The organism is Skermanella mucosa, assembly GCF_016765655.2.
In the GTDB taxonomy this organism is placed as follows: Bacteria; Pseudomonadota; Alphaproteobacteria; order Azospirillales; family Azospirillaceae; genus Skermanella; species Skermanella mucosa.
This window is the reverse complement of the sequence record NZ_CP086106.1, coordinates 2,652,998-2,674,939: the sequence shown is the minus strand read 5'-3', so window position 1 is coordinate 2,674,939 and position 21,942 is coordinate 2,652,998. Positions and strand designations below refer to the sequence as shown.

The window sequence follows — 21,942 nt, the reverse complement described above, 5'->3', positions numbered from 1 at the left end:
ACCGGTCCATGAAGGTCATCGTCTGCGGCGCCGGCCAGGTCGGCTCCAACATCGCGCGCTATCTCGCGACCGAGAACAACGACGTCACCGTGATCGACCAGTCGCCGGAGCTGATCCAGAAGATCAGCGACACGCTGGACGTCCAGGCCATGGTCGGATTCGCCTCCCACCCCAACGTGCTGGAGCAGGCGGGCGCCGCCGACGCCGACATGATCATCGCGGTCACCCTGGCCGACGAGGTCAACATGGTGGCCTGCCAGGTGGCGCATTCGCTGTTCAATGTGCCCACCAAGATCGCCCGCGTCCGCAACCAGAGCTATCTGGCTCCCATATGGGCGGACCTGTTTTCGCGCGAGCACATGCCGATCGACGTGATCATCTCGCCCGAGATCGAGGTGGCCCGGGCGGTCGCCCGCCGGCTCCAGGTTCCGGGCGCGTTCGACATGATCCCGCTGGCCGACGGCAAGGTCCGGGTGATCGGCGTCATCTGCTCCGACAACTGCCCGATCCTGCACACGCCGCTACGCCAGTTGACCGGTCTGTTTCCCGACCTGAATCTCGAGGTCGTGGCGATCGTCCGCAACGACAAGCCGATCATCCCCGGTGGCGACGACCAGATGCTGCCAGGGGACGAGGTCTATTTCGTCGCCGACACCCGGCACCTGAGTCGCGCCATGGCCGCCTTCGGCCATGAGGAGACCGAGGCCCGCCGGATCATCATCCTGGGCGGCGGCAATATCGGCCTGTGCCTCGCCGAAGAGTTGGAGGCGAAGCATCCGCAGGTCAGCGCGCGGATCGTCGAGGTCGACCGCGGCCGCGCCCAGTACATCGCCCAGCGGCTCAACCGGACCATGGTCCTGCACGGCGACGGCCTGGACCCGGAGATCCTGGAGGAGGCCAATGTCAGGGCGGCGGAGACCGTGGTCGCCGTGACGAACGACGACGAGGGCAACATCCTGGCCTCGCTGCTCGCCAAGCGCTACGGCTGCCAGCGCGCCATCACCCTGATCAACAAGACGACCTACTCGCCGCTGGTCACCACGCTCGGCATCGACGCGGTGGTCAGCCCGCGGACCATCACCGTCTCGACCATCCTGCAACATGTCCGGCGCGGCCGGATCCGCGCGGTCCACAGCCTGCGCGAAGGCTTCGCCGAGGTGATCGAGGCGGAGGCGCTGGAGACTTCCAGCCTGATCAACACGCCGCTGCGCGAGATCAAACTGCCGACCGGCGTGATCGTCGGCGCCATCGTGCGCGGCGAGGAGGTGATCATCCCCAGGCCCTCCACGGTGATCAAGCCGCACGACAGGGTGATCATCCTGGCCGCGGTCGGGCAGGTGAAGAAGGTCGAGAAAATGTTCGCGGTCCGGCTCGAGTTCTTCTGAACGCCCGCCGACCCGTCCCGCGATCCTGAAAAGCTCACCCAAAGAAGCGGAAAGCATGGCTCGATACGCATATGTCAACGGCCGGTTCGTTCCCCACGGCGAGGCCATGGTCCATGTCGAGGACCGCGGATTCCAGTTCGCCGACGGGGTCTACGAGGTGGTCACGATCATCGGCGGCAGGCTCGTCGACGAGCAGGGGCACCTTGATCGCCTGGCCCGGTCGCTGAACGAGTTGCGGATCGCGTGGCCGGTGGCGCCCCGCGTCCTGAAGCTGCTGATGCGTCGGCTCATCGCCGGCAACCACGTGACCCAAGGGACGATCTATCTCCAGATCACCCGCGGCGTCGCCCCGCGCGACTTCAAGTTCCCCAAGCACTCCCACAGCACCCTCGTGATGACGACCAAGCGGGCGGCCGCCTTCGCTACCGCCGAACAGTTGGAGAACGGGGTCAAGGTGATCTCGATTCCCGACATCCGCTGGCTGCGCCGGGACATCAAGTCGGTGGCGTTGCTGCCGCAGGTGCTGGGCAAGCAACAGGCGGTGGAGGCTGGGGCGTTCGAGGCGTGGCAGCTTGATCCGGACGGCAACGTGACCGAGGGCTGCTCCAGCAACGCCTGGATCGTCACCGAGGACGGCACCCTGGTGACCCGCTACGCCAACAACCTGATCCTGAACGGCGTGACGCGGCTGTCGATCATCCGGCTGGCCAAGGAAGCCGGCATTCCGTTCGAGGAGCGCCCCTTCTCGCTGGAGGAAGCCTACAGGGCGCGGGAAGCATTCGTTTCCAGCGCCAGCACCTTCGTGATGCCGGTCACCCGGATCGACGACCGCACCGTCGGCAACGGCAAGCCGGGTTCCCTGGGCGAGCGCCTGAGGCAGGCCTACCTCGAGTATGCTCGGACGGCGGGCGCGTCGTGATGCCGGAACACGGCCTTGCCGCCCCCGACATTAGCAACGGGGAGCCGTCGCGGCTTCCCCGCGCGGTCCTGTTCGACTGGGACAATACCCTGGTCGACAACTGGGGCTGCATCCATGCCGCGCTGAACGCCGCGCTGGTCGCCCACGGCCTGCCGCCGTGGACCCTGGAGGAGACCCGCCTCCGCGTCCGGCAGAGCCTTCGCGACAGCTTCCCCCGGCTGTTCGGCGACCGCTGGACCGACGCGCGCGACATCTTCTACGACCATTTCGGCCGCCACCATCTCGATTACCTTAAGCCGCTCCCGGGTGCCGAGGAGCTGCTGTCGGTACTGGCCGGGCAGGGCGTCTATCTCGGGGTGGTCAGCAACAAGACCGGCCGTTTCCTGCGGGCCGAGTCGGCCCAGCTCGGTTGGGACCGCTACTTCGGCAAGCTCGTCGGGGCAGGTGATGCGCCCCAAGATAAACCTGCGGTTGACCCCATCCACATGGCCCTTGAACCCGGCGGGTTGATCGCCGGTCCCGAGGTCTGGTTCATCGGCGATGCAGATGTGGATATGCAGTGCGCCCATGCCGGCGGATGCGTTCCGGTGCTGATCGGGGACAGTCCGGACGACTTCGGGAATTTTCCGCCTGCGCACCGGTTTGACACCTGCGATATAGTATCCGACTTGGTGCGGCGCCTTGGCGCCCCCATATCGCTGGAGACTCCAGTCGAACAACGAAAATAGCCCAACAAAAGGGTTATGGAATGTTATCCGGGCTCTGGGATGGGGCCCCAAGAACCATCACAACGGGGCGATTGCACATGTCCGAAAAAAGTCAAAATGTTCAGGACGTTTTCTTAAACCACGTTCGAAAGAACAAGACTCCGGTCACCGTGTTCCTGGTGAACGGCGTGAAGCTCCAAGGCATCATAACGTGGTTCGACAACTTCTCCGTCCTGCTGCGACGCGATGCGCATAGCCAACTGGTCTACAAGCATGCAATCTCGACCGTGATGCCTGCCCATCCTATTCAACTTTTCGAACCGCCCAAGGAAGGTGAAGGTACCTAACGCACCCGATCAGGGCACCGGCCGGTCCGCCATGGGCACCGGCCGCGCCCTCGTGATCCATCCGATCCTGCGCGAAGCCAAGATCGACGATGGCATGCGCAGCCCGGAAGCTCGCCTCGACGAAGCCGTCGGGCTGGCTGCCGCGATCGAATTGGATGTCGCCCACGCCGAAGCCGTCAAGGTCAACCGGCCCCAGCCCTCGACCTTGCTCGGATCGGGCACGGTGGAGCATTTCGCCGGCCTCATCCGCGACGCCGAGGAGCGGGGGGAACCGATCGACCTGGTCGTGATGGACCACGCACTGTCGCCCGTCCAGCAGCGCAACCTGGAACGCGGGCTTCACGCAAAGGTCATCGACCGCACCGGCTTGATCCTGGAAATCTTCGGAGCCCGGGCGAGGACCCGCGAAGGGCAACTGCAGGTGGAACTTGCCGCGCTCAGCTACCAGCGATCGCGGCTGGTCCGGTCCTGGACCCACCTGGAGCGCCAGCGCGGCGGTTTCGGCTTCCTGGGCGGACCCGGCGAGAGCCAGCTCGAGATCGACCGCCGCCTGATCGGCGACCGCATCATCAAGCTGAAGCGCGAGCTGGACGAGGTCCGGCGGACCCGGGACCTGCACCGCAAGGCGCGGGACAGGGTGCCCTATCCTGTGGTGGCCCTGGTCGGCTACACCAACGCCGGCAAATCGTCGCTGTTCAACAGGATGGCCGGCGCCGACGTGTTCGCCAAGAACCTGTTGTTCGCGACGCTCGACCCGACAATGCGCGGGATAGAGCTGCCGACCGGCCGCAAGGTGATCCTGTCCGACACGGTGGGGTTCATCTCCGACCTGCCGACCCACCTCGTCGCAGCCTTCCGGGCGACCCTGGAGGAGGTGCAGGCCGCCGACATCGTCCTGCACGTCCGCGACATCGCCCATCCGGATTCGGAGGCCCAGAAGGCCGACGTGGAAGCGGTGCTGCGCGACCTCGACATCGATCCGTCCCAGGACGGACGGGTGGTGGAGGTGCTGAACAAGATCGACCTGCTCGACGCCGCGACGCGGAACGCCCTGCTCGCCCAGGCCGCGCGGAATGACCATATGCAGGCGGTCTCGGCCCTGACCGGCGAGGGGCTACCGGAGCTGTTCGCGCTCCTCGACCGTCATATGACGATGGACCGGCAGACCGTCGAGCTGGCCGTCCGGATCGACGACGGGGCGGCGCTGGCCTGGCTCTACCAGCGCGGGGACGTGCTGGAGCGGCGGGACGACGAGTCCTTCGCCCATCTCCAGATCGCCCTGGATCCTGCCGACCTCGCCCGTTTCGAGCGACGATACGATTACCATCCCGCCACCTGACGCATATCCGTTCGCGTGCGGAAATCTCCGGGCCGGCGCCTTCCAGGGTGCCGGCCTTCATTTTGCCCCGGGAAAACGCGCCGCGACCCCTGGCGCAAAAGAGGCGAGACCCCATCTGCCGGGGTGAAATGCTTGACGGCGGGGAGATCTGCCGCTATACGGCTGGCACTCCCTGGCCTTGAGTGCTAACACCCAGCGCTGACAACACAGCCGGCACCAAGGCCGGCGACAGACATCTCGGAGAGATCCCATGAAGTTCAGGCCTTTGCATGATCGCGTCGTCGTGAAGCCGACCGAGCAGGAAAACAAGACTGCCGGCGGCATCATCATTCCGGACACCGCCAAGGAAAAGCCGATGCAGGGCGAAGTCGTCGCCGTCGGCCCCGGTGCCCGCGGCGAGGACGGCAAGGTCACCGCGCTCGACGTCAAGGCGGGCGACAAGGTGCTGTACGGCAAGTGGTCCGGTACCGAGGTCAAGATCGAGGGCGACACGCTGCTGATCATGCGTGAGTCCGACCTGATGGGCGTCCTCGAGTAAAAACCCCGCGTCAACCGCCATATAGGAGATCCAGGGCATGGCTGCCAAGGAAGTTAAGTTTTCGGTCGACGCCCGCACCCGCATGCTGCGCGGCGTGGACATTCTGGCCGACGCCGTCAAGGTGACGCTCGGCCCGAAGGGCCGCAACGTGGTGCTGGAGAAGAGCTTCGGCGCACCGCGCATCACCAAGGACGGCGTGACGGTCGCCAAGGAAATCGAGCTGTCCGACAAGTTCGAGAACATGGGCGCGCAGATGGTGCGCGAGGTCGCCAGCAAGACCAACGACCTGGCCGGCGACGGCACCACCACCGCGACGGTCCTGGCCCAGGCGATCGTCCGCGAGGGCGTCAAGTCGGTCGCGGCCGGCATGAACCCGATGGACCTGAAGCGCGGCATCGACCTGGCGGTGGAAGCCGTCGTCAATTCCGTCAAGGCCTCCTCCAAGAAGATCAACACCAACGCTGAGATCGCCCAGGTCGGCACGATCTCGGCCAACGGCGAGCGCGAGATCGGCGAGATGATCGCCCGCGCCATGGAGAAGGTCGGCAACGAGGGTGTCATCACCGTCGAAGAGGCGAAGTCGCTGGAGACCGAGCTGGAAGTGGTCGAGGGCATGCAGTTCGACCGCGGCTATCTCAGCCCCTACTTCGTCACCAACGCCGAGAAGATGACCACCGAGCTGGAGAATCCCTTCATTCTCCTGCACGAGAAGAAGCTCTCCGGTCTTCAGGCGATGCTGCCGGTCCTCGAGTCCGTCGTCCAGAGCGGCCGTCCGCTCCTGATCGTCGCCGAGGACGTCGAGGGCGAGGTCCTGGCCACCCTGGTGGTCAACAAGCTGCGTGGTGGCCTGAAGGTCGCTGCGGTGAAGGCTCCGGGCTTCGGTGACCGCCGCAAGGCGATGCTCGAGGACATGGCTATCCTGACCGGCGGCCAGGTCGTCAGCGAGGATCTCGGCATCAAGCTCGAGAACGTGAGCCTGGAGATGCTCGGCACCGCCAAGCGCGTGCTGATCACCAAGGAAGAGACCACGATCGTCGACGGCGCCGGCGCCGGTGCCGACATCGAGGCCCGCTGCACCCAGATCCGTCGTCAGATCGATGAGACCACCAGCGACTACGACCGTGAGAAGCTGCAGGAGCGGCTGGCCAAGCTGGCCGGCGGCGTCGCGGTGATCCGCGTCGGCGGCGCCACCGAGATCGAGGTGAAGGAGCGCAAGGACCGCGTCGACGACGCGATGCACGCGACCCGCGCCGCGGTCGAGGAAGGCGTCGTTTCGGGCGGCGGTGCGGCCCTGCTGTACGCCATCAAGTCCCTGGACAACGTCCAGGTGACCAACGACGACCAGCGGGTCGGCGTCGAGATCATCCGTCGCGCCCTGAAGGCCCCGGCCCGTCAGATTGCCGACAACGCCGGTGCCGACGGCGCCGTGGTGGTGGGCAAGCTGCTCGAGTCGACCGATCCGTCCTACGGCTACGACGCCCAGAACGGCGTGTTCGGCGACATGTTCAAGGCCGGCATCATCGACCCGACCAAGGTCGTGCGCACCGCCCTGCAGGACGCGGCCTCGGTCGCCGGCCTGCTGATCACCACCGAGGCGATGATCGCCGACAAGCCGGAGCCCAAGGGCGGCCCGGCCATGCCGCCGGGCGGCATGGGTGGCATGGGCGGCATGGGCGACATGGGCTTCTAAGCACCGGTCGTCCGGCCGCTCCGGCTGGAAGTCGAACAGGGAAGGGGCCGCAGCATCGCGCTGCGGCCCTTTTCCGTTTCCGGGAGTCATCAGCGGAAGACAGCCCATCCTATCCGAAGGTCGTATGGCGAAATGCCGCTTGGATAGCCTCAATGGGCCTGTGCAACGGCGCCTAGAAGCCCGTGCGACGGGTCTGCCGACAAAGACCGAACCGGAGGAACGACATGTTGATGCGTACGGCCCTTTCCCTGATCGTGATGTTCCTGGTCGTGAACGCGGTGCTCGAACTGCTGCCCGAAAGAAGCTGAGGGCGGGCGTCACCCAGCGGCGGGGCAGGGGAGTTCCCGGACCGGCAATCAGGTTTTGCAATATCGCGTCGGCTTCCAATATATCCGATAGAAGCACTCCTCAGAGCTGACCTGGATTTCCCCTGTATGCTGCCAGATACCGACCGCGTTTCGACCATCATCCGTGAGGTGGCCGAAGCGGAGATCCTGCCCCGTTTCCGCCGGCTGGCGACCTCCGATATCCGTGAGAAAGGTCCCGGCGACCTCGTCACCGTCGCCGACGAATCCAGCGAACGGGAGTTGTCCCGCCGCCTGCGCGACTTGCTTCCCGGCTCGGTGGTGATCGGCGAGGAAGCCACGGCCGCCGACCCGGCGGTGCTGAAGCGGATCTTCAACGAAGAGCCGGTCTGGATCATCGATCCGGTGGACGGCACGTCCAACTTCGCTTCCGGCAAGACCCAGTTCGGCGTGATCGTCGCCTTGGCCGGCGGAGGCGAGACGCTGGCCGGCTGGATCCACGACCCGCTGGGCCGCCGATTGGCCGTCGCCGTGAAAGGCGAGGGGGCTTGGCTGGACTCCACCCGGCTCCGCACCGCCGACCCGGCCTCGCCGGCCGACATGACCGGCGTCCTGTCGTCGCGCTACTTCGACCCTTCTATCCGGGAGCGGCTGGAGGAGCGCCGGCACCGGTTCGCCCATACCTTCTCGCTCCGCTGCGCCGCCCACGAGTATCTGAGCCTGACCAGCGGCGAGGTCCATTTCTCGCTCTACCGCCGGATCATGCCGTGGGACCATGCCGCCGGGACCCTCATGCACGCCGAGGCGGGCGGCTACCATGCCAGGCTCGACGGCAGCCCCTATGCCCCGACCGAGCAGGCCGGAGGCCTCCTGCTGGCCCCCGACCGCCCGAGCTGGACGGAACTGCGCGATCTCCTGTTCCAGGACTGACCGCCGGAACGGTCACGTCGACCGGTGGATCGACAGCGGCCCGAACGCCTGGGTGGTCGGCATGATCTCCAGGCGGTTGACGTTGAAATGGGGCGGCAACGTCGCCGCCCAGAACACCGCCTCCGCCACGTCGTCGGCGGTCAGCGGCGTCGTGTCCGCATAGACCTTGCCCGCCTTCTCGGCATCGCCCTTGAAGCGCACCAGCGAGAAGTCGGTCTCGACCATGCCCGGCTCCACGTTGGTGACCCGCACGCCGGTGCCCTGGAGATCCGCCCGCAGCGCCAGCGAGAACTGCTTCACGAAAGCCTTCGAGGCGCAATAGACGTGGCCGCCGGGATAGGGGTAGTTGCCCGCGGTCGACCCGATGTTCACCACATGGCCGCGTCCGCGCTCGATCATGCCCGGCAGCAGCGCGCGGGTGCAGAACACCAGCCCCTTGTCGTTGGTGTCGATCATGGTCTCCCAGTCGTCCGGATCGGACTTCTGGGCGGGATCGGCGCCCAGCGCCAGGCCGGCATTGTTGATCAGCGTCTCGACCTCATTGAAACCGGCGGGCAGGGAACCGAAGGCCTGCTCGATGGCCCTGCGGTCGCGGACATCCACCTCGACGGTGTGGACATCCGTCTTCAGCTCGTCGCGCAGCGCCTTGAGCCGGTCCGCCCGGCGTCCGGCCAGCACCAGCTTCGACCCGATCGCGGCGAAACGGCGCGCGAAGGCGCTGCCGAATCCCCCGGTGGCGCCGGTGATCAGCACCATCCCGGGCTTGTGCGGGGCGTTGTTGGCATAGGTCATCGTCTCACTCCTCGTTCTTGTTGTTCCTGCCGCCCGATCCCAGCGCCGTCTCCTCGCGCTTGGCCCGTTGCCACAGGGTTTCCATCTCGGCCAAGTCCGACCGGGCGGGATCCCGCCCGGCCTCGGCCAGCCATGCCTCGATCCGGCGGAATCGGCGCTCGAACTTGGCGTTGGTGCCGCGCAGCGCCGTCTCCGGGTCGATATCCAACCGCCGCGCGAGGTTTGTGACGGCAAACAGCAGGTCGCCCAGCTCGTCGCGCAGCCGGGCAGGGTCGGCGGCTTGCAGTTCCGCCCGCAGTTCGCCGATCTCCTCCTCGATCTTGTCCAGGATGTCGGCGGTCTCGGCCCAGTCGAAACCGACGCGCGCCGCCCGCTTCTGGAGCTTGATCGACCGGGTCAGCGCCGGCAGGCCGCCGATAACGCCGTCCAGCACGCTGGGAACCCTGCCTTCTGCGGCGGCCTTGGCCTCCCGCTCGGCCGCCTTCTGGTCCTCCCAGCGGACGACCATCGCATCGGCGCTCTCCACCGTCACGTCGCCGAAGACATGCGGGTGCCGCCGGATCATCTTGTCCGAGATAGCGCCCGCGATCGCCTCGAAGTCGAATGCGCCGGCCTCCCGGGCCATCTGGGCATAGAAGACCACCTGGAACAGCAGGTCGCCCAGTTCGTCCTTGAGCGCGGGCATGTCGTCCTGCTCGATCGCGTCGGCGACCTCGTAGGCTTCCTCGATCGTGTGGGGCGCGATGGTTCGGAAAGTCTGCTCCAGGTCCCACGGGCAGCCGCCGTCGCGGTCACGCAGCCGGGCCATGATGTCGAGCAGGCGGTCGATGTTTCGGGACATGCGGATTGTATCCGTCGCGGAGAGGAAGATAGCCCGACCTTAGCCGAGGGCGCGGGAGGTGCAAACCCGTATGTCCGGTGCACAGCAAGCGGATGCCTCGTCCGGCCGTCCATTTCCATCTGGAAACGAAGAACTCTGCGGTCCGTTCGGTGCCGGAAAGCGGGCAGGGCGAGCCGGCAATCTTTGGCTGCACGCACCTTCCATAGCATAGGAAGAAGTGCCGTTGCCGATGGAGCACATCGTGGTGCTATCGGGACTTGCAAGCTTCGCAAGCAACGATACCGCTTGATTCGCACTCCTGACAGGGTAAGTCTTTCGGAGGAAAACTTACCCTTGGAAGGCTTAGAGCCATGGATCGCAGCGAGAAGCCTGACTATGTCGGAAACTCTCCGCACAAGAGCGCGAAGGCCGCGCTGGCGGAGGTCCAAACCAAACAGGAAATGCCACCGCGGTCGCGCCCGACAACCAAGGCAGGCCCGATCATCGCCACGCCGGAGCAATCCGCGAAAGCGGCCAAGATGGTCAAGCGCATCAAGAAGGAGGCTGACGAGATCGGGTGGACCAAGTTTGACCCTGAGGCGTCATCGTCCTGATTTCATGTCCGGTAAGCTGAGCCGTACCATCGACAAGCAAGACCGAGAAAATGCCGAACGTCGAACTTACACCTGAATTCAACAGGCGGCTTAGTGAACTGCAGCCAAAACATCGAAGCATTGTGATAGAATTGGTTGTTTCGGCCGGCACCACTCCGCCCGAGAAGACGGATTACCGGTTCCACGATGACGAAATCGGCACAATGCATGCGCTGGTCGAGCAGAAATTCAAATCCAAGAGACTGTATGTCCTGTATCAGATCACTGAAAGCAGGATAGACATGTACCAGTGCGGATTCGTAACTGTGAATGACAAGGGATTTGTTTTTGACTTTGAATCCTCTGAAGATTCATAGTTGTTCGGTAGAATTGACCTCCACGCTCAAATGCCTGATGCCTAGATCGTCAGGAACCAAGCTCCGGTAGAATTCCGGCGTCTTTGGTTCATGCGTCACGATGCTGACGATGGCGGCATGGATTCCGGGGCCGATCGACCAGACATGCAGGTCGGCGATCCGATCGCCGCTCCCGATTTCGAAGATGTTCCGCAGCCGCTCCCGCACAGGTTCGGGAGCTTGGTGGTCCAGCAGGACACCGGTCGTGCTGCGCAGCAGGCCGCGTGACCAGTTGGCGACCAGAACAGCGCCGACTATGCCCATTACCGGGTCCAGCCAACCGGCTCCGAGATACTTGGCCCCGAGAAGCGCCAGGATCGCCAGAACCGAGGTCAGCGCATCGGTCAGGACATGCAGGTAAGCCGATCTCAGGTTATGGTCCTCGCCATGGTGCCCATGGTGATGATGATGCTCATCTCCGTGATGATGGTCATGGGCATGCTCATGATCGTGCCGGTGACCGCCGAGGATCACGACGCTCGCCGCATTGACCACAAGCCCCAGGACAGCGACCACGATCGCCTCGTCGAACGCGATTTCCCCAGGGGCGAGCAGGCGGCCGGCGCTTTCCCAGGCCATTCCCAGCGCCACGACGGCCAGCAGCAGTGCACCGGTGAAGCCGGCCAGGGCATTGACCTTGCCGGTCCCGAAGCTGAAGCGGGCATCGTGGGCATGCCGGCGCGCATAGACATAGGCGAAGGCCGAAATGCCGAGCGCCAGCACATGGGATGCCATGTGGACGCCGTCCGCCAGCAGCGCCATCGATCCGGTCCAAACGCCGGCACCGATCTCGATCACCATGGTGATGGCGGTCAAAGCGACCACCAGCATCGTGCGCCGCTCGCCGACCGCCGCGCGATCCTGGCCGAAACTATGGTCATGCTGCCAACGATGCAGGGAGTCGCTATGCATTTGAAATCCTCCTGGAACCATTAACAGGCGGGCAGGGTCGTCGGCATCGCACCACGACAATCCAGGCAAACCGGGAACACGGATACCGCCCTTTCCGCACCCCAACCTGGATGTGATAATTTATATTATGGAAATAATTTTCTGGATACAACGGTATGTGGGTTGACCATCGGGACTGATTAGCCTAGCTTCACCGCATACGGAATTCTGAATTCCGAAACTCCTTACCCGAGCGACGGACCCATGAAGCCGATATCCTCCCAGCCGGTTCTGATCGACCAAGTCTACGAATCTCTCGTAAAGGCGATCGCCGACGGCAGTTTGCCGGCCGGCAGCCGCATCCGCCAGGAGGAACTTGCCGAAAGGCTCGGGGTATCCCGTCAGCCGGTCAGCCACGCTCTCCAGCTCCTCAAGCGCCAAGGCCTGCTCGTGGAAAGCGGCAAGCGCGGCCTGACCGTGGCGCCGCTGGATGCGGCCCGCATCCTCGACCTCTACCAGGTCAGGACGTCGCTCGACGCCCTCGCCGCCCGGCTGGCAGCGCTGCGGATCGCGGCCGGCACCGCCGGACCCTCGGCACGCCGGGAGCTTGAAGACGCGCTTCAGCGTGGCGCGTCGCTGGATCCCGACAGACCAGCGGCCGTCTTCATCCAGGCCGACGCCGACTTCCATACGGCGATCTACCGCCTGTCCGGAAACTCGGCGATCGAGGAAACCGTGGCGCCGCAATGGCCGCATCTCAAGCGGTCCATGGGGGTCGTCCTGAACGAGCCGGGGCACCGGCCCAAGGTCTGGAACGAACATGCCGTCATCGCGGGCTTCATCCTGGCCGGTGACGCCACCAACGCCGAAGCCGCAGCACTCAAGCACGCCAGCCGCGCCGGCACCGAGACATCCCAAAGACTGGCGGCGATCAACCAGGCCGCCTGATCACAACAGCAACGGAGGAAACGACCATGAAACTCACCCCGGAACAGCTCGCCACCTTCGAGGAACAGGGCTACATCTTCCTGCCGGAAGCCTTCACGCCCGAGGAAGTGGAGGTCCTGCGCCGCGAGGCCGAGCAGATCTACCGCTCCGACCGACCGGAAGTCTGGCGCGAGAAGAGCGGCGCGCCGCGCACCGCCTTCGCCGCGCACACCTACAACGAGGCTTTCCGCATCCTCGGCGCCCATCCCCGCCTGATCGAGCCCGTTGAGCAGTTCTTCGGCGAAAAGCTCTACATGCACCAGTACAAGATCAACGCGAAGGCCGCCTTTGACGGCGAGGTCTGGCAGTGGCACCAGGATTATGGAACCTGGGCGCGCGACGACGGCATGCCGGAACCCCGCGCCATGAACATCTCGGTCTTCATCGACGAGGTCATGCCGATCAACGGCCCCCTGATGCTGATCCCGCGCAGCCACACCCACGGCACGCTCCCGGCCGGCCACGACAAGCAGACCACTTCCTACCCGCTCTGGACGCTGGATCATGACGCCGTAGCCAAGCTGGTGGACGAAGGCGGCATCGTGGCACCGACCGGCAAGCCCGGCTCCGTCCTGATGTTCCACGGCAACCTTGTCCATGGCTCGGCGGGCAACATCACCCCCTACCCTCGCAAGATCGTCTATCTGACCCTGTGCGCGGTCTCCAACCACATCCGCAAGCCGACCCGGCCGGAATGGATCGCCCATCGGGATTTCACGCCGATCGAGACGGTCGCCGACGACGCCCTGACCGCCTATGCCCGGTCCGGCCGGCTGGCTGCGGAGTAAGGGCCTGATGAATCTCCATCATCTGCTCCAGGCCCGGGTCGCCGCAGGCAGGCCGGTCCGGGTCGGCCTGATCGGCGCCGGCAAGTTCGGCTCCATGTTCCTGTCCCAGGTCCCGACGACGCCGGGCCTGGAGGTCGCCGTGATCGCCGACCTCGACCCCGAACGGGCCAAGTCGGCGTGCCGGCAGGTCGGCTGGGACGAAGCCCGGATCGCGCGCACGGAGTTCGTCACCTCCGGCGCCGAGGCGTGCGGAGACGATCGCGTGGAAGTCGTCGTCGAGGCGACCGGCGCCCCGGCCGCCGGCATCGCCCACGCCCGCGCCGCCATCGCGGCCGGCAAGCACATCGTCATGGTGAACGTCGAGGCGGACGTCCTGGCCGGCGCCCTGCTGGCGGAGGAGGCCCGGGCCAAGGGCGTAGTCTATTCCATGGCCTACGGCGATCAGCCCGCGCTCACCGCCGAGATGGTGGACTGGGGCCGCTCCTGCGGGTTCCAGGTGGTCGCGGCCGGCAAGGGGACCAAGTACCTGCCGCTGTTCCACACGGTGACCCCGGACGATGTCTGGTCCCACTACGGCCTGACGCCCGAGGAGGCCCGCACCGCCGGCATGAACGCCCAGATGTTCAATTCCTTCCTGGACGGGACCAAGTCGGCGCTCGAAATGGCGGCGATCGCGAACGCCTGCGAACTCGCCGTGCCGTCCGACGGCCTGCTCTTCCCGCCCTGCGGCGTGGACGACCTGCCCCACGTCCTGCGGCCCGCTTCCGCCGGTGGCGTGCTGGAGCGCGAGGGCATGGTGGAGACCGTCTCCTCCCTGGAACGGGACGGCAGGCCGGTCTTCCGGGACCTGCGCTGGGGCGTCTACGTCGTCCTGAAGGCGCCGAACGACTATGCCCGGGCCTGCTTCAAGCAGTACGGCCTGAAGACGGACGACACCGGCAACTACGCCGCCATGTACAAGCCGTACCACCTGATCGGGCTGGAGCTGGGCATCTCGGTGCTGTCGGCGGCGCTCCGCGGCGAGCCGACCGGCCAGACCCGCGGTTTCCGCGGCGACGTGGCCGCCGTCGCAAAGCGGCCGCTCAAGGCCGGGGAAATGCTCGACGGCGAGGGCGGCTACACCGTCTGGGGCAAGCTGGTTCCGGCCGAGCGGAGCCTTGCCGAAGGGGCGCTGCCGATCGGCCTCGCTCACAAGGTCAAGCTGCTGAAGGACGTTCCGGCCGGCCGGATCGTCACCTGGGCGGACATCAGCATTCCCGACACCGAGGCCGTGCGGGTGCGCCGCGACATGGAGCGGCGGTTCGCGCTAAAGGAGGCCAGCGCCGCCGCCGAGTGACGGAGATCGAAAGCCGCTCAATCCGGGATGTCGATCACCAAGCCGTCATAGGCCGGCTCGACTCCCGGAGGGAGCATCGCCATCACCTTTTCGTAGTCCATGCTCTGGTTCATGTGGGTCAGATAGGCCCGACGCGGGCGAACCCGTTCGATCCACTCCAGCGTCAGCTCGAGATGGGCATGGACGGGATGGGCAGGAGCCACGCGGACGCAATCGACCACCCAGGTGTCGATGCCCTCCAGCGCTTCGAAGGCGGCATCCTCCATCCTGACCACATCGGTGGAATAGCCGAACCGTCCGAACCGGAAGCCCAGCGTCTTCATCCAGCCATGATCCTGCTCGAACGGCAGGATCTCGATCCCGCCGACGCTGAACGGGCCGGTGATCACGTGCGGAACCAGCGCCGGCTTGTAATAGATCGAGCCCGGCTTGATCGGCGTGAAGCAATAGCCGAACCGGTGCATCAGGTCGTCCAGCGTGCTCCGGTCCGCATGAACGTCGATCGGCGCGTCCATCGCATGGTTGATGCCGCGAAGGTCGTCGAGCCCATGGGTGTGGTCGGCATGGCCGTGGGTGAAGACCACGCCGCTCAACCAAGTCGTCCGGGTGGCGATCAGCTGTTCCCGCAGGTCCGGGCTTGTGTCCACCAGCACGCGGGATCCCCGGTCCTCGACCAGAATCGAAGGCCGGCTCCGCCGGTTCTTCGGGTTGGCCGGGTCGCAGGCCCCCCAATCGCCTCCGATCAGCGGAACGCCTCCCGACCCGCCCGAACCGAGAATGGTGATCCTCATGATGCGGGAATCGTCCCGGCGGCGGGTGCCGGCATTCGGTTGAACAGCTTCAGGACATTTTCGGTCGTCCGCGCCGCGAGTTCTTCCGGGCTTATGCCCTTGACCTGGGCGACGGCGGCCGCCGTATGGGCCACGAAGGAGGGCTCGTTGCGCTTGCCGCGCTTCGGGATCGGCGCGAGGAACGGCGCGTCGGTCTCCACCAGGATACGGTCGAGCGGCACCGACCGGACGATGTCGCGCAGCTCCTCGGACCGCTTGAAGGTCACGATGCCCGACAGAGAGATATAGAACCCGAACTCCAGGGCCTGCTCGGCCAGCGCTCGGCCGGAGCTGAAGCAGTGCAGGACGCCCCGAAGCCCCTGCCCCGCTCCCTCCTCCTTGAGGATGCGGGCGGTATCCTCGTCGGCGTCGCGGGTATGGACCACGATGGGAAGATCGGTCTCGCGGCAGGCCTGGGCGTGCATGCGGAAACCCGCCTGCTGGATATCGCGCGGGCTGTTGTCGTAGAAATAGTCCAGGCCGCTTTCGCCGATCCCGACCACCTTGGGATGCCGCGACAGTTCGACCAGCCTCTCGACCGAGGTCACGGCCTGTTCCTCGGCCGCCTGATGCGGGTGAACGCCGACGGTGCAATAGACCTCGTCATAGGCTTCCGCGATCTCCCGGATCTGGTCGAACCGGCTGATCCGGGTCGAGATCGTGACCATGCGGGCCACCCCTGCCCGCTTCGCCCGCGCGATCACCTCGTCCCGCTCCTCCGCGAAGTCGGGGAAATCCAGATGGCAATGGCTGTCGATCAGCATCGTGCTCTCAGTTTCCAGCTTCCTCGACGAACCGCGGGAACACGCCCTCGGGACGGGGCAGCGGGGTTCCCGACGCCAGCGCCTGCCCTTCGGCGAGCCTGTCGAACCCGCGCTCTCCGGCCGGAACGGCGAGCTGGTCCAGGATCTTCGCCGACGCGTCGGGCATCAGCGGCTGGGTCAGGATCGCCAGCCGGCGGATCGTCTCGGCCAACACATACAGAACCGTTCCCATACGCGCCGGATCGGTCTTGCGCAATGCCCAGGGCGCCTGCTCGTCAACATAGCGGTTGGCGTCGCCGATGACGGCCCAGATCGCCTCGATCGCCTTGTGGAAGGCCTGCACCGACAGTTCCCGCCGGACGGTATCGAGCAAGGCCCCGGCCGAACCCAGGAGCTTGTCGTCGGCTTCGCCGAAGGCGCCGGCGTCCGGTACCGTGGCGCCGCAGTTCTTCTGGATCATGGACAGCACGCGCTGCACCAGATTGCCATAGTCGTTCGCCAGGTCGCCGTTCAAGCGATTGACCATCGCCCGGTGCGAGAAGTCCCCGTCATTGCCGAACGGAACTTCGCGCAGCAGGAAATAGCGCGTCGGGTCCAGCCCGTAGGTCGAGACCAGCGTCTCGGGCGCGATCACGTTGCCCAGGGACTTGGACATCTTCTGGCCTTCGATGGTCCACCAACCATGGGCGAACACCCGCTTGGGCGGCTCCAGGCCGGCCGCCATCAGGAAAGCCGGCCAATAGACCGCGTGGAACCGCAGGATGTCCTTGCCGACCATGTGCAGGTCGGCCGGCCAGTACTTGGCATACGGCGTGCCCGGCGCGGTGTCGGGATAGCCCAGCGCCGTGATATAGTTGGTCAGCGCGTCGAGCCAGACATACATGATGTGCTGCTCGTCGCCCGGCACCGGGACGCCCCAGTTGAAGGTGGTCCGGCTGACCGACAGGTCGCGCAGCCCCGACTTGACGAAGGCCATCACCTCGTTGCGCTTGCCCGGCGGCAGGATGAAGTCGGGGTGCTCGTCGTAGAACCTCAGCAGCCGGTCCTGCCAGGCCGACAGGCGGAAGAAGTAGCTCGGCTCCTCGACCCACTCGCACTCCGCCCCGCTGGGCGCCAGCTTCCTGCCGGTCGGCGTGGTGGTCAGTTCATCCTCGCCGTAGAACGCCTCGTCCCGGACGGCATACCAGCCGGCGTAGGACCCAAGATAGATCTCGCCCTTGTCGGCAAGCGTCCGCCACAGGGCTTGGCAGGCTTCGATATGGCGCGGCTCGGTCGTGCGGATGAAGTCGTCGTTGGAATAGTTCATGGCACCGACGAGGTCGCGGAAATTCTGCGACACCCGGTCGGTGAAGGCCTGGGGATCGACGCCGGCCACCTGGGCCGACTTCTCGACTTTCTGGCCATGCTCGTCGGTGCCGGTCAGGAACTTCACGTCGCGGCCGTCCAGCCGCATGAACCGGGCCAGGACATCGCACGCCAGCGTAGTATAGGCGTGGCCGATATGGGGCACGTCGTTGACGTAATAGATCGGCGTCGTGATGTAGAAGGGCTGTGGCCCGGCCATTTCTTGGCTCTCCTGCGCGGCGTGACTTCTTGAATTCCGGTGCCGCCCTCGATCGTCAGGCCGAAGCGGCGGCCTCCACCGTCAGCAAGGCGTTCAGGACGACCTGTTTGCGATCGAGATTGGCACTTTCGGCCCGTGCGAAAAGGCGATTGACCTTTTCCCATACCTCCACCCACCGATCAAGGCCGCGATCCCGCGCGAGACGCTGCATCAGGGCTGCCTCCCCGGGGACCACTTCCGGCGGGATCGCTCCACGGGCGAGCGAACGGGCGAAGCGGGCGAGCCACCAGACCAGCAGATCGGTCACCGCATAGTATGCGGTGTCGGCTCCCTTGCGCGCCAGCTTGTCCCCCAGCCCATGCGCGGCAACGACGTCGAGTCGCGGCAGCGTGCCGAGCAGGCCCATCAGGTCACGGTACAGCGCCAGCCCTCCCGCCTCGGCCAGATCGAGCGCCCGGCCGATGCTGCCTTCGGCCAGCCGGGCCAGCGCTGCCCGGTCGGCGTCGGCGAGATCCGGCCGCATCCGGGCCAGCAGGTCTGCGACGACTTCCTCGGGCAGCGGGTTGAGCAGCAGCTTGCGGCAGCGCGACCGGATGGTCGGGAGCAGGCCGCCGGGATTCTCCGTGACGACCAGCAGCACGGTCCGGGCCGGCGGCTCCTCCAGGATCTTCAGGATCGCGTTCTGGCCGTTCATGTTCAGCCGCTCGGCCCCGTCGAGCACGACCACCCGCCAGCCGCCTTCGGCGGCGGTAAGGCGCAGGAACGGCGCTATGCGGCGGACCTGGTCGACCGGGATGTCCGACTTCAGCCGGCCCTTCTTGTCGTCGAAGGGCCTTTCGATGGTCAGAAGGTCGGCATGCCCGCCGGACGCGACGCGTGTGAACACGGGATGTTCGGGACCGATCCGCAGGCTGGTCGCGGGCGGCGGATCGCCGAACAGTCCGCCCGACTCCTGGCCCTGGGACAGCAGGAACCGGGCGAACCGGAACGCCAGGGTCGCCTTGCCGATGCCCGGCACGCCGCCGATCAGCCAAGCATGCGGCAGCCGGCCCGAGTTCCAGGCGTCGAGCAGGATCCGCTCCGCCTGGTCATGGGCCAGAAGCTCCGGATTATGGCGGGGATCGGCAATCTCCGTGCTCATGGCCGGAGCCGCCCGGTCACGGCGGCCAGGATGGCGGCATGGACCTGCTCGACCGTGCCGCCGGCATCGATCACGACGCAACGGCCGGGTTCGCGGGACGCTATGTCCAGGAACCCGTCGCGGAGACGCTCGTGGAAGCCCAGATCCATCCGCTCGTAGCGGTCCTCGCCGTCATGCCGGGAGTGGGCGCGAGCGACTCCGGTACCCGGCGGAATGTCGAGGATCAGGGTCAGGTCGGGGGCGAAATCGCCGACGGTCACGCCATAAAGCCGCTCGATCGGCTCCCGCCCCAACCCATGGCCATAGCCCTGATAGGCCATGGTGCTGTCGGCGAAGCGATCGGAAACGACCCAGCGGCCGGCGTCCAGCGCCGGCCAGACCGTCCGCGTCAGGTGGTCACGGCGCGCCGCGAAATGGAGAAGGGCTTCGGTCACCCCATCCCACCGGCCCGGCTCTCCGGACACCAGGAGCTTGCGGATCTCTTCCGCCCCCGTGGCCCCGCCGGGCTCGCGGGTTGCCAGGACATCCCTGCCCTGCCCCGCCAGCGCCGCCACCAGCAGCTTGAGCTGGGTACTCTTGCCAGCGCCCTCGCCGCCTTCGAACGTGATGAATCGGCCGCGCGTCACCGGTCAGCTGCCTCCGCCCGAAATCAGGTGCATCGCCGCGGCGCCGATCCGGCCGACGAAGCCGAGCCGATCGACGCTCTGGCCCGCCACCAGCGGCACTTCCTTCCTGCTGAAGCCCGGCGCCTCCATGACGATCTTGCCCAGCGGCGTGCCCTGGGCGACCGGTGCCGGCACAGGTTCCTCCAGCACGACCGAGACCTTGAGGTTGCGGCGCTCGTCCCGGTTCATGGTGACCCGCAGGTCCTCCTCGACCACCAGCGGGACGGTGTCGGAATCACCCAGCCAGACGGCGGCCTGATCGACCGGCTCCCCCTTCTTGAACAGGGCGTAGGACTCGAATTCCCGGAACCCCCATTCCAGCAGGCGGGCCGACTCGTCGGCGCGGGCCTGCATGCTGGGCAGCCCGTTGACCACCAGCACGAGCCGCCGGCCGTTGCGCTCCGCTGACGCCGTCAGGCCGTAGCCCGCGGTCTCGGTATGGCCGGTCTTCAGCCCGTCCACGTCCATGTTGCGGTACAGCAGCGGGTTGCGGTTGCCCTGCTTGATCCCGTGATAGGTGAACTCGGTCTGGGAGTAGTAGTGATAGTATTCCGGGTAGTCCTTGATCAGGTGCTGGGCCAGCAGCGCCAGGTCGGAGGCGGTCGAATAGTGGTTCTCGTCGGGCCAGCCGGTGGAGTTCTTGAAGTTGCTCTCGTTCAGGCCGATCTCCCGCGCGCGCCGCGTCATTTCCTCCGCGAACCGCTCTTCCGAGCCGGACAGCCCTTCCGCCAGCACGACCGAGGCGTCGTTGCCGGACTGGACGATGACGCCCTTGATGAGGTCTTCGACCCTGATCTGCGCGTTCAGCTCGGTGAACATCTTCGAGCCCTGCATGCGCCAGGCACGCTCGCTGACCGGAAGCGTATCGTCCAGCGACAGGCGGCCCGCCCTGAGACGATCGAAGACCATGTACATGGTCATGATCTTGCTCATCGAGGAGGTCGGCATGCGCTGGTGGGCGTTCTTCTCGAACAGGGTTGTCCCCGTCGACATGTCGATCAGGATCGCCTGCTTCGCGATGGTGTCGATCGACGCAGCCGACGAGACGCTCGCGATGCAGGAGACGATGATCCCTGCGATCCAGGCGATCGGTTTGCGCGGATGGGCGACGGACATCTCTTTCGTTATCCTCATTTTCCAAGTACCTGCGCGGCATGGACTCCAGCCGCGCGCTGCCCGGGGTTCGATCCTCGCGGACGCCCCCGTATCGTCTTCAATCGACGATGACCCGTGCGCCGTTGCTGCCGGCCTCGATCACTTGGCCCAGGACCTGGTCCGCCGCCTCAATGGTCGGAAGAGGACCGACACGGACCCGGAAATACTGGGTATCGCCGACCATGGCCGGGTCGATCCGGGAAACCCCCAGGCCCGACAGCCGCGCCCGCAGCCTGTTGGCGTTTTCATACACCGTGAAGGCCCCGGCCTGCACGTAGATCCTGCCGGAAGAGCGCACCGGAAGCTCGGCGACGACCGGAGCCGGCATGAACCGGCCGTCCACCGTGGCACCCGGAAGGGTCTGCGCCGGATCGAACGCACGCCGTTCCGCGACCTGTATCGGGACCTGGGCTCCTTCGACCTGCACGGCACCCCGCGGCGCCGCGACCGGTACCGGGGCTCCGTCGGGCGATACTTGCGCCACGTCGACTCCGGCCTGCCCTGCCCGCGCGGCGGCGGCGACCGCCCTGCTTTCGTCCGGCAGGACCGTGACGCGGACCTTCGCGCTCCCCTGAGCTTCGAACCCGAGCAGTTGGGCGCCGCGGCGGGACAGGTCGACGATTCGGCCGGGCACGAACGGGCCTCGGTCGTTGATCCGGACGATGATGGACCGGCCGTTCTCCAGGTTCGTCACCCGCACGAGGCTCGGCATCGGCAGCGTCTTGTGCGCGCCGGTCAGTTCGTTCTGGTCGAACCGTTCGCCGTTCGCCGTCGTTTCGGCGTGGAATCCTGGTCCGTACCACGACGCTATCCCGGTCTCGTCGTAGCCGAAATCCTCCTTGGGATAGTACCAGACCCCCTTGATCTGGTATGGCTCCCCGATCTTGTAGCCGCCCATGGCGGACCGGACGCCACCCTGGCCGGCCACCTTGGACGATGGGGTCTGGGTGGAGCATCCCGACAGGGCGATGATGGCGGCGGCCACCAGCAGAGCATTCAACAGATTGCTGGCCACAGCTTTCCCGGCCATCCTGGCTTCC

General features: G+C 66.1%; 23 protein-coding genes. 13 read left to right on the top strand and 10 right to left on the bottom strand.

Going from position 1 to position 21,942, the window contains the following annotated elements:
- Nucleotides 1–8 precede the first annotated feature (8 nt).
- The 8 genes from trkA (at nucleotide 9) to JL100_RS12125 (ending at nucleotide 8,160) form a co-directional block, all read left to right on the top strand.
- Nucleotides 9–1,385, top strand: a complete 1,377-nt coding sequence (gene trkA, locus JL100_RS12160; RefSeq protein WP_202679608.1) for a Trk system potassium transporter TrkA — start codon at nucleotides 9–11, stop codon at nucleotides 1,383–1,385.
- Between the two features lie 55 nt (nucleotides 1,386–1,440).
- Nucleotides 1,441–2,304 (top strand): D-amino-acid transaminase, encoded by an 864-nt coding sequence (locus JL100_RS12155; RefSeq protein WP_202679609.1) that lies wholly within the window; start codon nucleotides 1,441–1,443, stop codon nucleotides 2,302–2,304.
- On the top strand, nucleotides 2,304–3,032 hold the full coding sequence (locus tag JL100_RS12150) for an HAD family hydrolase (protein ID WP_202679610.1): 729 nt from the start codon (nucleotides 2,304–2,306) through the stop codon (nucleotides 3,030–3,032). The genes JL100_RS12155 and JL100_RS12150 overlap by 1 nt, the downstream gene beginning before the upstream one ends.
- 77 nt (nucleotides 3,033–3,109) lie before the next feature.
- A complete protein-coding gene (hfq, locus tag JL100_RS12145; RefSeq protein ID WP_158045550.1) occupies nucleotides 3,110–3,358 on the top strand; it encodes an RNA chaperone Hfq in 249 nt (82 codons plus the stop codon).
- Nucleotides 3,359–3,389: 31 nt separating this feature from the next.
- Nucleotides 3,390–4,697: a GTPase HflX gene (gene hflX, locus JL100_RS12140; RefSeq protein WP_407697016.1), complete on the top strand. Its 1,308-nt coding sequence runs from the start codon at nucleotides 3,390–3,392 to the stop codon at nucleotides 4,695–4,697.
- 250 nt (nucleotides 4,698–4,947) lie between these two features.
- The gene (locus JL100_RS12135) at nucleotides 4,948–5,235 is read left to right on the top strand and encodes a co-chaperone GroES (protein ID WP_201080463.1); all 288 of its coding nucleotides are present in this window, start codon (nucleotides 4,948–4,950) and stop codon (nucleotides 5,233–5,235) included.
- A gap of 37 nt (nucleotides 5,236–5,272) precedes the next feature.
- Nucleotides 5,273–6,925 carry a chaperonin GroEL gene (groL, locus tag JL100_RS12130; protein WP_202679611.1) on the top strand — a complete coding sequence of 551 codons (1,653 nt, stop codon included), beginning with the start codon at nucleotides 5,273–5,275 and terminating at the stop codon, nucleotides 6,923–6,925.
- A 434-nt stretch (nucleotides 6,926–7,359) separates the two neighbouring features.
- Nucleotides 7,360–8,160 carry an inositol monophosphatase family protein gene (locus tag JL100_RS12125; RefSeq protein ID WP_202679612.1) on the top strand — a complete coding sequence of 267 codons (801 nt, stop codon included), beginning with the start codon at nucleotides 7,360–7,362 and terminating at the stop codon, nucleotides 8,158–8,160.
- A gap of 12 nt (nucleotides 8,161–8,172) precedes the next feature.
- Here JL100_RS12125 and JL100_RS12120 read toward each other — a convergent pair whose 3' ends face one another.
- Together JL100_RS12120 and mazG are read right to left on the bottom strand one after the other, a co-directional pair.
- Nucleotides 8,173–8,952 carry an SDR family oxidoreductase gene (locus tag JL100_RS12120; RefSeq protein ID WP_202679613.1) on the bottom strand — a complete coding sequence of 260 codons (780 nt, stop codon included), beginning with the start codon at nucleotides 8,950–8,952 and terminating at the stop codon, nucleotides 8,173–8,175.
- Between the two features lie 4 nt (nucleotides 8,953–8,956).
- Nucleotides 8,957–9,793 (bottom strand): nucleoside triphosphate pyrophosphohydrolase, encoded by an 837-nt coding sequence (gene mazG, locus JL100_RS12115; protein WP_202679614.1) that lies wholly within the window; start codon nucleotides 9,791–9,793, stop codon nucleotides 8,957–8,959.
- A 350-nt stretch (nucleotides 9,794–10,143) separates the two neighbouring features.
- Here mazG and JL100_RS12110 point away from each other — a divergent pair, with 350 nt between their 5' ends.
- Both JL100_RS12110 and JL100_RS12105 read left to right on the top strand, forming a co-directional pair.
- Complete coding sequence (locus JL100_RS12110) at nucleotides 10,144–10,386, top strand: hypothetical protein (RefSeq protein ID WP_202679615.1); 243 nt, start codon at nucleotides 10,144–10,146, stop codon at nucleotides 10,384–10,386.
- Nucleotides 10,387–10,436: 50 nt separating this feature from the next.
- The gene (locus JL100_RS12105; RefSeq protein ID WP_202679616.1) at nucleotides 10,437–10,742 is read left to right on the top strand and encodes a hypothetical protein; all 306 of its coding nucleotides are present in this window, start codon (nucleotides 10,437–10,439) and stop codon (nucleotides 10,740–10,742) included.
- Here JL100_RS12105 and dmeF read toward each other — a convergent pair.
- Complete coding sequence (gene dmeF / locus JL100_RS12100) at nucleotides 10,737–11,693, bottom strand: CDF family Co(II)/Ni(II) efflux transporter DmeF (RefSeq protein WP_202679617.1); 957 nt, start codon at nucleotides 11,691–11,693, stop codon at nucleotides 10,737–10,739. The genes JL100_RS12105 and dmeF overlap by 6 nt on opposite strands.
- A 243-nt stretch (nucleotides 11,694–11,936) precedes the next feature.
- Here dmeF and JL100_RS12095 point away from each other — a divergent pair, with 243 nt between their 5' ends.
- Genes JL100_RS12095 through JL100_RS12085 form a run of 3 tightly spaced genes read left to right on the top strand, consistent with a single transcriptional unit; the run spans nucleotide 11,937 to nucleotide 14,783 of the window.
- Nucleotides 11,937–12,620, top strand: a complete 684-nt coding sequence (locus JL100_RS12095; RefSeq protein ID WP_202679618.1) for a GntR family transcriptional regulator — start codon at nucleotides 11,937–11,939, stop codon at nucleotides 12,618–12,620.
- A gap of 26 nt (nucleotides 12,621–12,646) precedes the next feature.
- Nucleotides 12,647–13,447 carry a phytanoyl-CoA dioxygenase family protein gene (locus JL100_RS12090; RefSeq protein ID WP_202679619.1) on the top strand — a complete coding sequence of 267 codons (801 nt, stop codon included), beginning with the start codon at nucleotides 12,647–12,649 and terminating at the stop codon, nucleotides 13,445–13,447.
- Between the two features lie 7 nt (nucleotides 13,448–13,454).
- Nucleotides 13,455–14,783 carry an NAD(P)H-dependent oxidoreductase gene (locus JL100_RS12085; protein WP_202679620.1) on the top strand — a complete coding sequence of 443 codons (1,329 nt, stop codon included), beginning with the start codon at nucleotides 13,455–13,457 and terminating at the stop codon, nucleotides 14,781–14,783.
- Nucleotides 14,784–14,800: 17 nt separating this feature from the next.
- Here the strand turns inward: JL100_RS12085 and JL100_RS12080 are convergent, their stop codons facing one another.
- The 7 genes from JL100_RS12080 to JL100_RS12050 form a co-directional block, all read right to left on the bottom strand.
- Nucleotides 14,801–15,574 carry an MBL fold metallo-hydrolase gene (locus JL100_RS12080; RefSeq protein WP_202679621.1) on the bottom strand — a complete coding sequence of 258 codons (774 nt, stop codon included), beginning with the start codon at nucleotides 15,572–15,574 and terminating at the stop codon, nucleotides 14,801–14,803.
- The gene (locus tag JL100_RS12075; protein WP_202679622.1) at nucleotides 15,571–16,377 is read right to left on the bottom strand and encodes a TatD family hydrolase; all 807 of its coding nucleotides are present in this window, start codon (nucleotides 16,375–16,377) and stop codon (nucleotides 15,571–15,573) included. Before JL100_RS12075 ends, JL100_RS12080 begins: the two co-directional genes overlap by 4 nt.
- A gap of 7 nt (nucleotides 16,378–16,384) precedes the next feature.
- Nucleotides 16,385–17,941, bottom strand: a complete 1,557-nt coding sequence (gene metG / locus JL100_RS12070) for a methionine--tRNA ligase (protein WP_202679623.1) — start codon at nucleotides 17,939–17,941, stop codon at nucleotides 16,385–16,387.
- A 55-nt stretch (nucleotides 17,942–17,996) separates the two neighbouring features.
- Nucleotides 17,997–19,082 carry a DNA polymerase III subunit delta' gene (locus JL100_RS12065; RefSeq protein WP_202679624.1) on the bottom strand — a complete coding sequence of 362 codons (1,086 nt, stop codon included), beginning with the start codon at nucleotides 19,080–19,082 and terminating at the stop codon, nucleotides 17,997–17,999.
- Entirely contained in the window at nucleotides 19,079–19,708 is a 630-nt protein-coding gene (gene tmk / locus JL100_RS12060) for a dTMP kinase (RefSeq protein ID WP_202679625.1), read from the bottom strand. Before tmk ends, JL100_RS12065 begins: the two co-directional genes overlap by 4 nt.
- A 3-nt stretch (nucleotides 19,709–19,711) precedes the next feature.
- Entirely contained in the window at nucleotides 19,712–20,863 is a 1,152-nt protein-coding gene (locus JL100_RS12055) for a D-alanyl-D-alanine carboxypeptidase family protein (RefSeq protein ID WP_202679626.1), read from the bottom strand.
- A gap of 97 nt (nucleotides 20,864–20,960) precedes the next feature.
- Complete coding sequence (locus tag JL100_RS12050) at nucleotides 20,961–21,932, bottom strand: septal ring lytic transglycosylase RlpA family protein (RefSeq protein ID WP_202679627.1); 972 nt, start codon at nucleotides 21,930–21,932, stop codon at nucleotides 20,961–20,963.
- Between the last annotated feature and the right edge of the window lie 10 nt (nucleotides 21,933–21,942).

What these genes read in the sequence shown, in the direction of transcription:
- groL (WP_202679611.1), top strand. Translation starts at nt 5,273, where the DNA reads ATGGCTGCCAAGGAAGTTAAGTTTTCGGTCGACGCCCGCACCCGCATG.
- JL100_RS12085 (WP_202679620.1), top strand. Translation starts at nt 13,455, where the DNA reads ATGAATCTCCATCATCTGCTCCAGGCCCGGGTCGCCGCAGGCAGGCCG.
- hflX (WP_407697016.1), top strand. Translation starts at nt 3,390, where the DNA reads ATGGGCACCGGCCGCGCCCTCGTGATCCATCCGATCCTGCGCGAAGCC.
- JL100_RS12065 (WP_202679624.1), bottom strand. Translation starts at nt 19,082, where the DNA reads ATGAGCACGGAGATTGCCGATCCCCGCCATAATCCGGAGCTTCTGGCC.
- JL100_RS12050 (WP_202679627.1), bottom strand. Translation starts at nt 21,932, where the DNA reads ATGGCCGGGAAAGCTGTGGCCAGCAATCTGTTGAATGCTCTGCTGGTG.
- dmeF (WP_202679617.1), bottom strand. Translation starts at nt 11,693, where the DNA reads ATGCATAGCGACTCCCTGCATCGTTGGCAGCATGACCATAGTTTCGGC.
- JL100_RS12095 (WP_202679618.1), top strand. Translation starts at nt 11,937, where the DNA reads ATGAAGCCGATATCCTCCCAGCCGGTTCTGATCGACCAAGTCTACGAA.
- metG (WP_202679623.1), bottom strand. Translation starts at nt 17,941, where the DNA reads ATGGCCGGGCCACAGCCCTTCTACATCACGACGCCGATCTATTACGTC.
- JL100_RS12110 (WP_202679615.1), top strand. Translation starts at nt 10,144, where the DNA reads ATGGATCGCAGCGAGAAGCCTGACTATGTCGGAAACTCTCCGCACAAG.
- JL100_RS12125 (WP_202679612.1), top strand. Translation starts at nt 7,360, where the DNA reads ATGCTGCCAGATACCGACCGCGTTTCGACCATCATCCGTGAGGTGGCC.
- trkA (WP_202679608.1), top strand. Translation starts at nt 9, where the DNA reads ATGAAGGTCATCGTCTGCGGCGCCGGCCAGGTCGGCTCCAACATCGCG.
- JL100_RS12155 (WP_202679609.1), top strand. Translation starts at nt 1,441, where the DNA reads ATGGCTCGATACGCATATGTCAACGGCCGGTTCGTTCCCCACGGCGAG.
- hfq (WP_158045550.1), top strand. Translation starts at nt 3,110, where the DNA reads ATGTCCGAAAAAAGTCAAAATGTTCAGGACGTTTTCTTAAACCACGTT.
- JL100_RS12120 (WP_202679613.1), bottom strand. Translation starts at nt 8,952, where the DNA reads ATGACCTATGCCAACAACGCCCCGCACAAGCCCGGGATGGTGCTGATC.
- JL100_RS12080 (WP_202679621.1), bottom strand. Translation starts at nt 15,574, where the DNA reads ATGAGGATCACCATTCTCGGTTCGGGCGGGTCGGGAGGCGTTCCGCTG.
- JL100_RS12090 (WP_202679619.1), top strand. Translation starts at nt 12,647, where the DNA reads ATGAAACTCACCCCGGAACAGCTCGCCACCTTCGAGGAACAGGGCTAC.
- mazG (WP_202679614.1), bottom strand. Translation starts at nt 9,793, where the DNA reads ATGTCCCGAAACATCGACCGCCTGCTCGACATCATGGCCCGGCTGCGT.
- JL100_RS12135 (WP_201080463.1), top strand. Translation starts at nt 4,948, where the DNA reads ATGAAGTTCAGGCCTTTGCATGATCGCGTCGTCGTGAAGCCGACCGAG.
- JL100_RS12075 (WP_202679622.1), bottom strand. Translation starts at nt 16,377, where the DNA reads ATGCTGATCGACAGCCATTGCCATCTGGATTTCCCCGACTTCGCGGAG.
- JL100_RS12055 (WP_202679626.1), bottom strand. Translation starts at nt 20,863, where the DNA reads ATGTCCGTCGCCCATCCGCGCAAACCGATCGCCTGGATCGCAGGGATC.
- JL100_RS12150 (WP_202679610.1), top strand. Translation starts at nt 2,304, where the DNA reads ATGCCGGAACACGGCCTTGCCGCCCCCGACATTAGCAACGGGGAGCCG.
- JL100_RS12105 (WP_202679616.1), top strand. Translation starts at nt 10,437, where the DNA reads ATGCCGAACGTCGAACTTACACCTGAATTCAACAGGCGGCTTAGTGAA.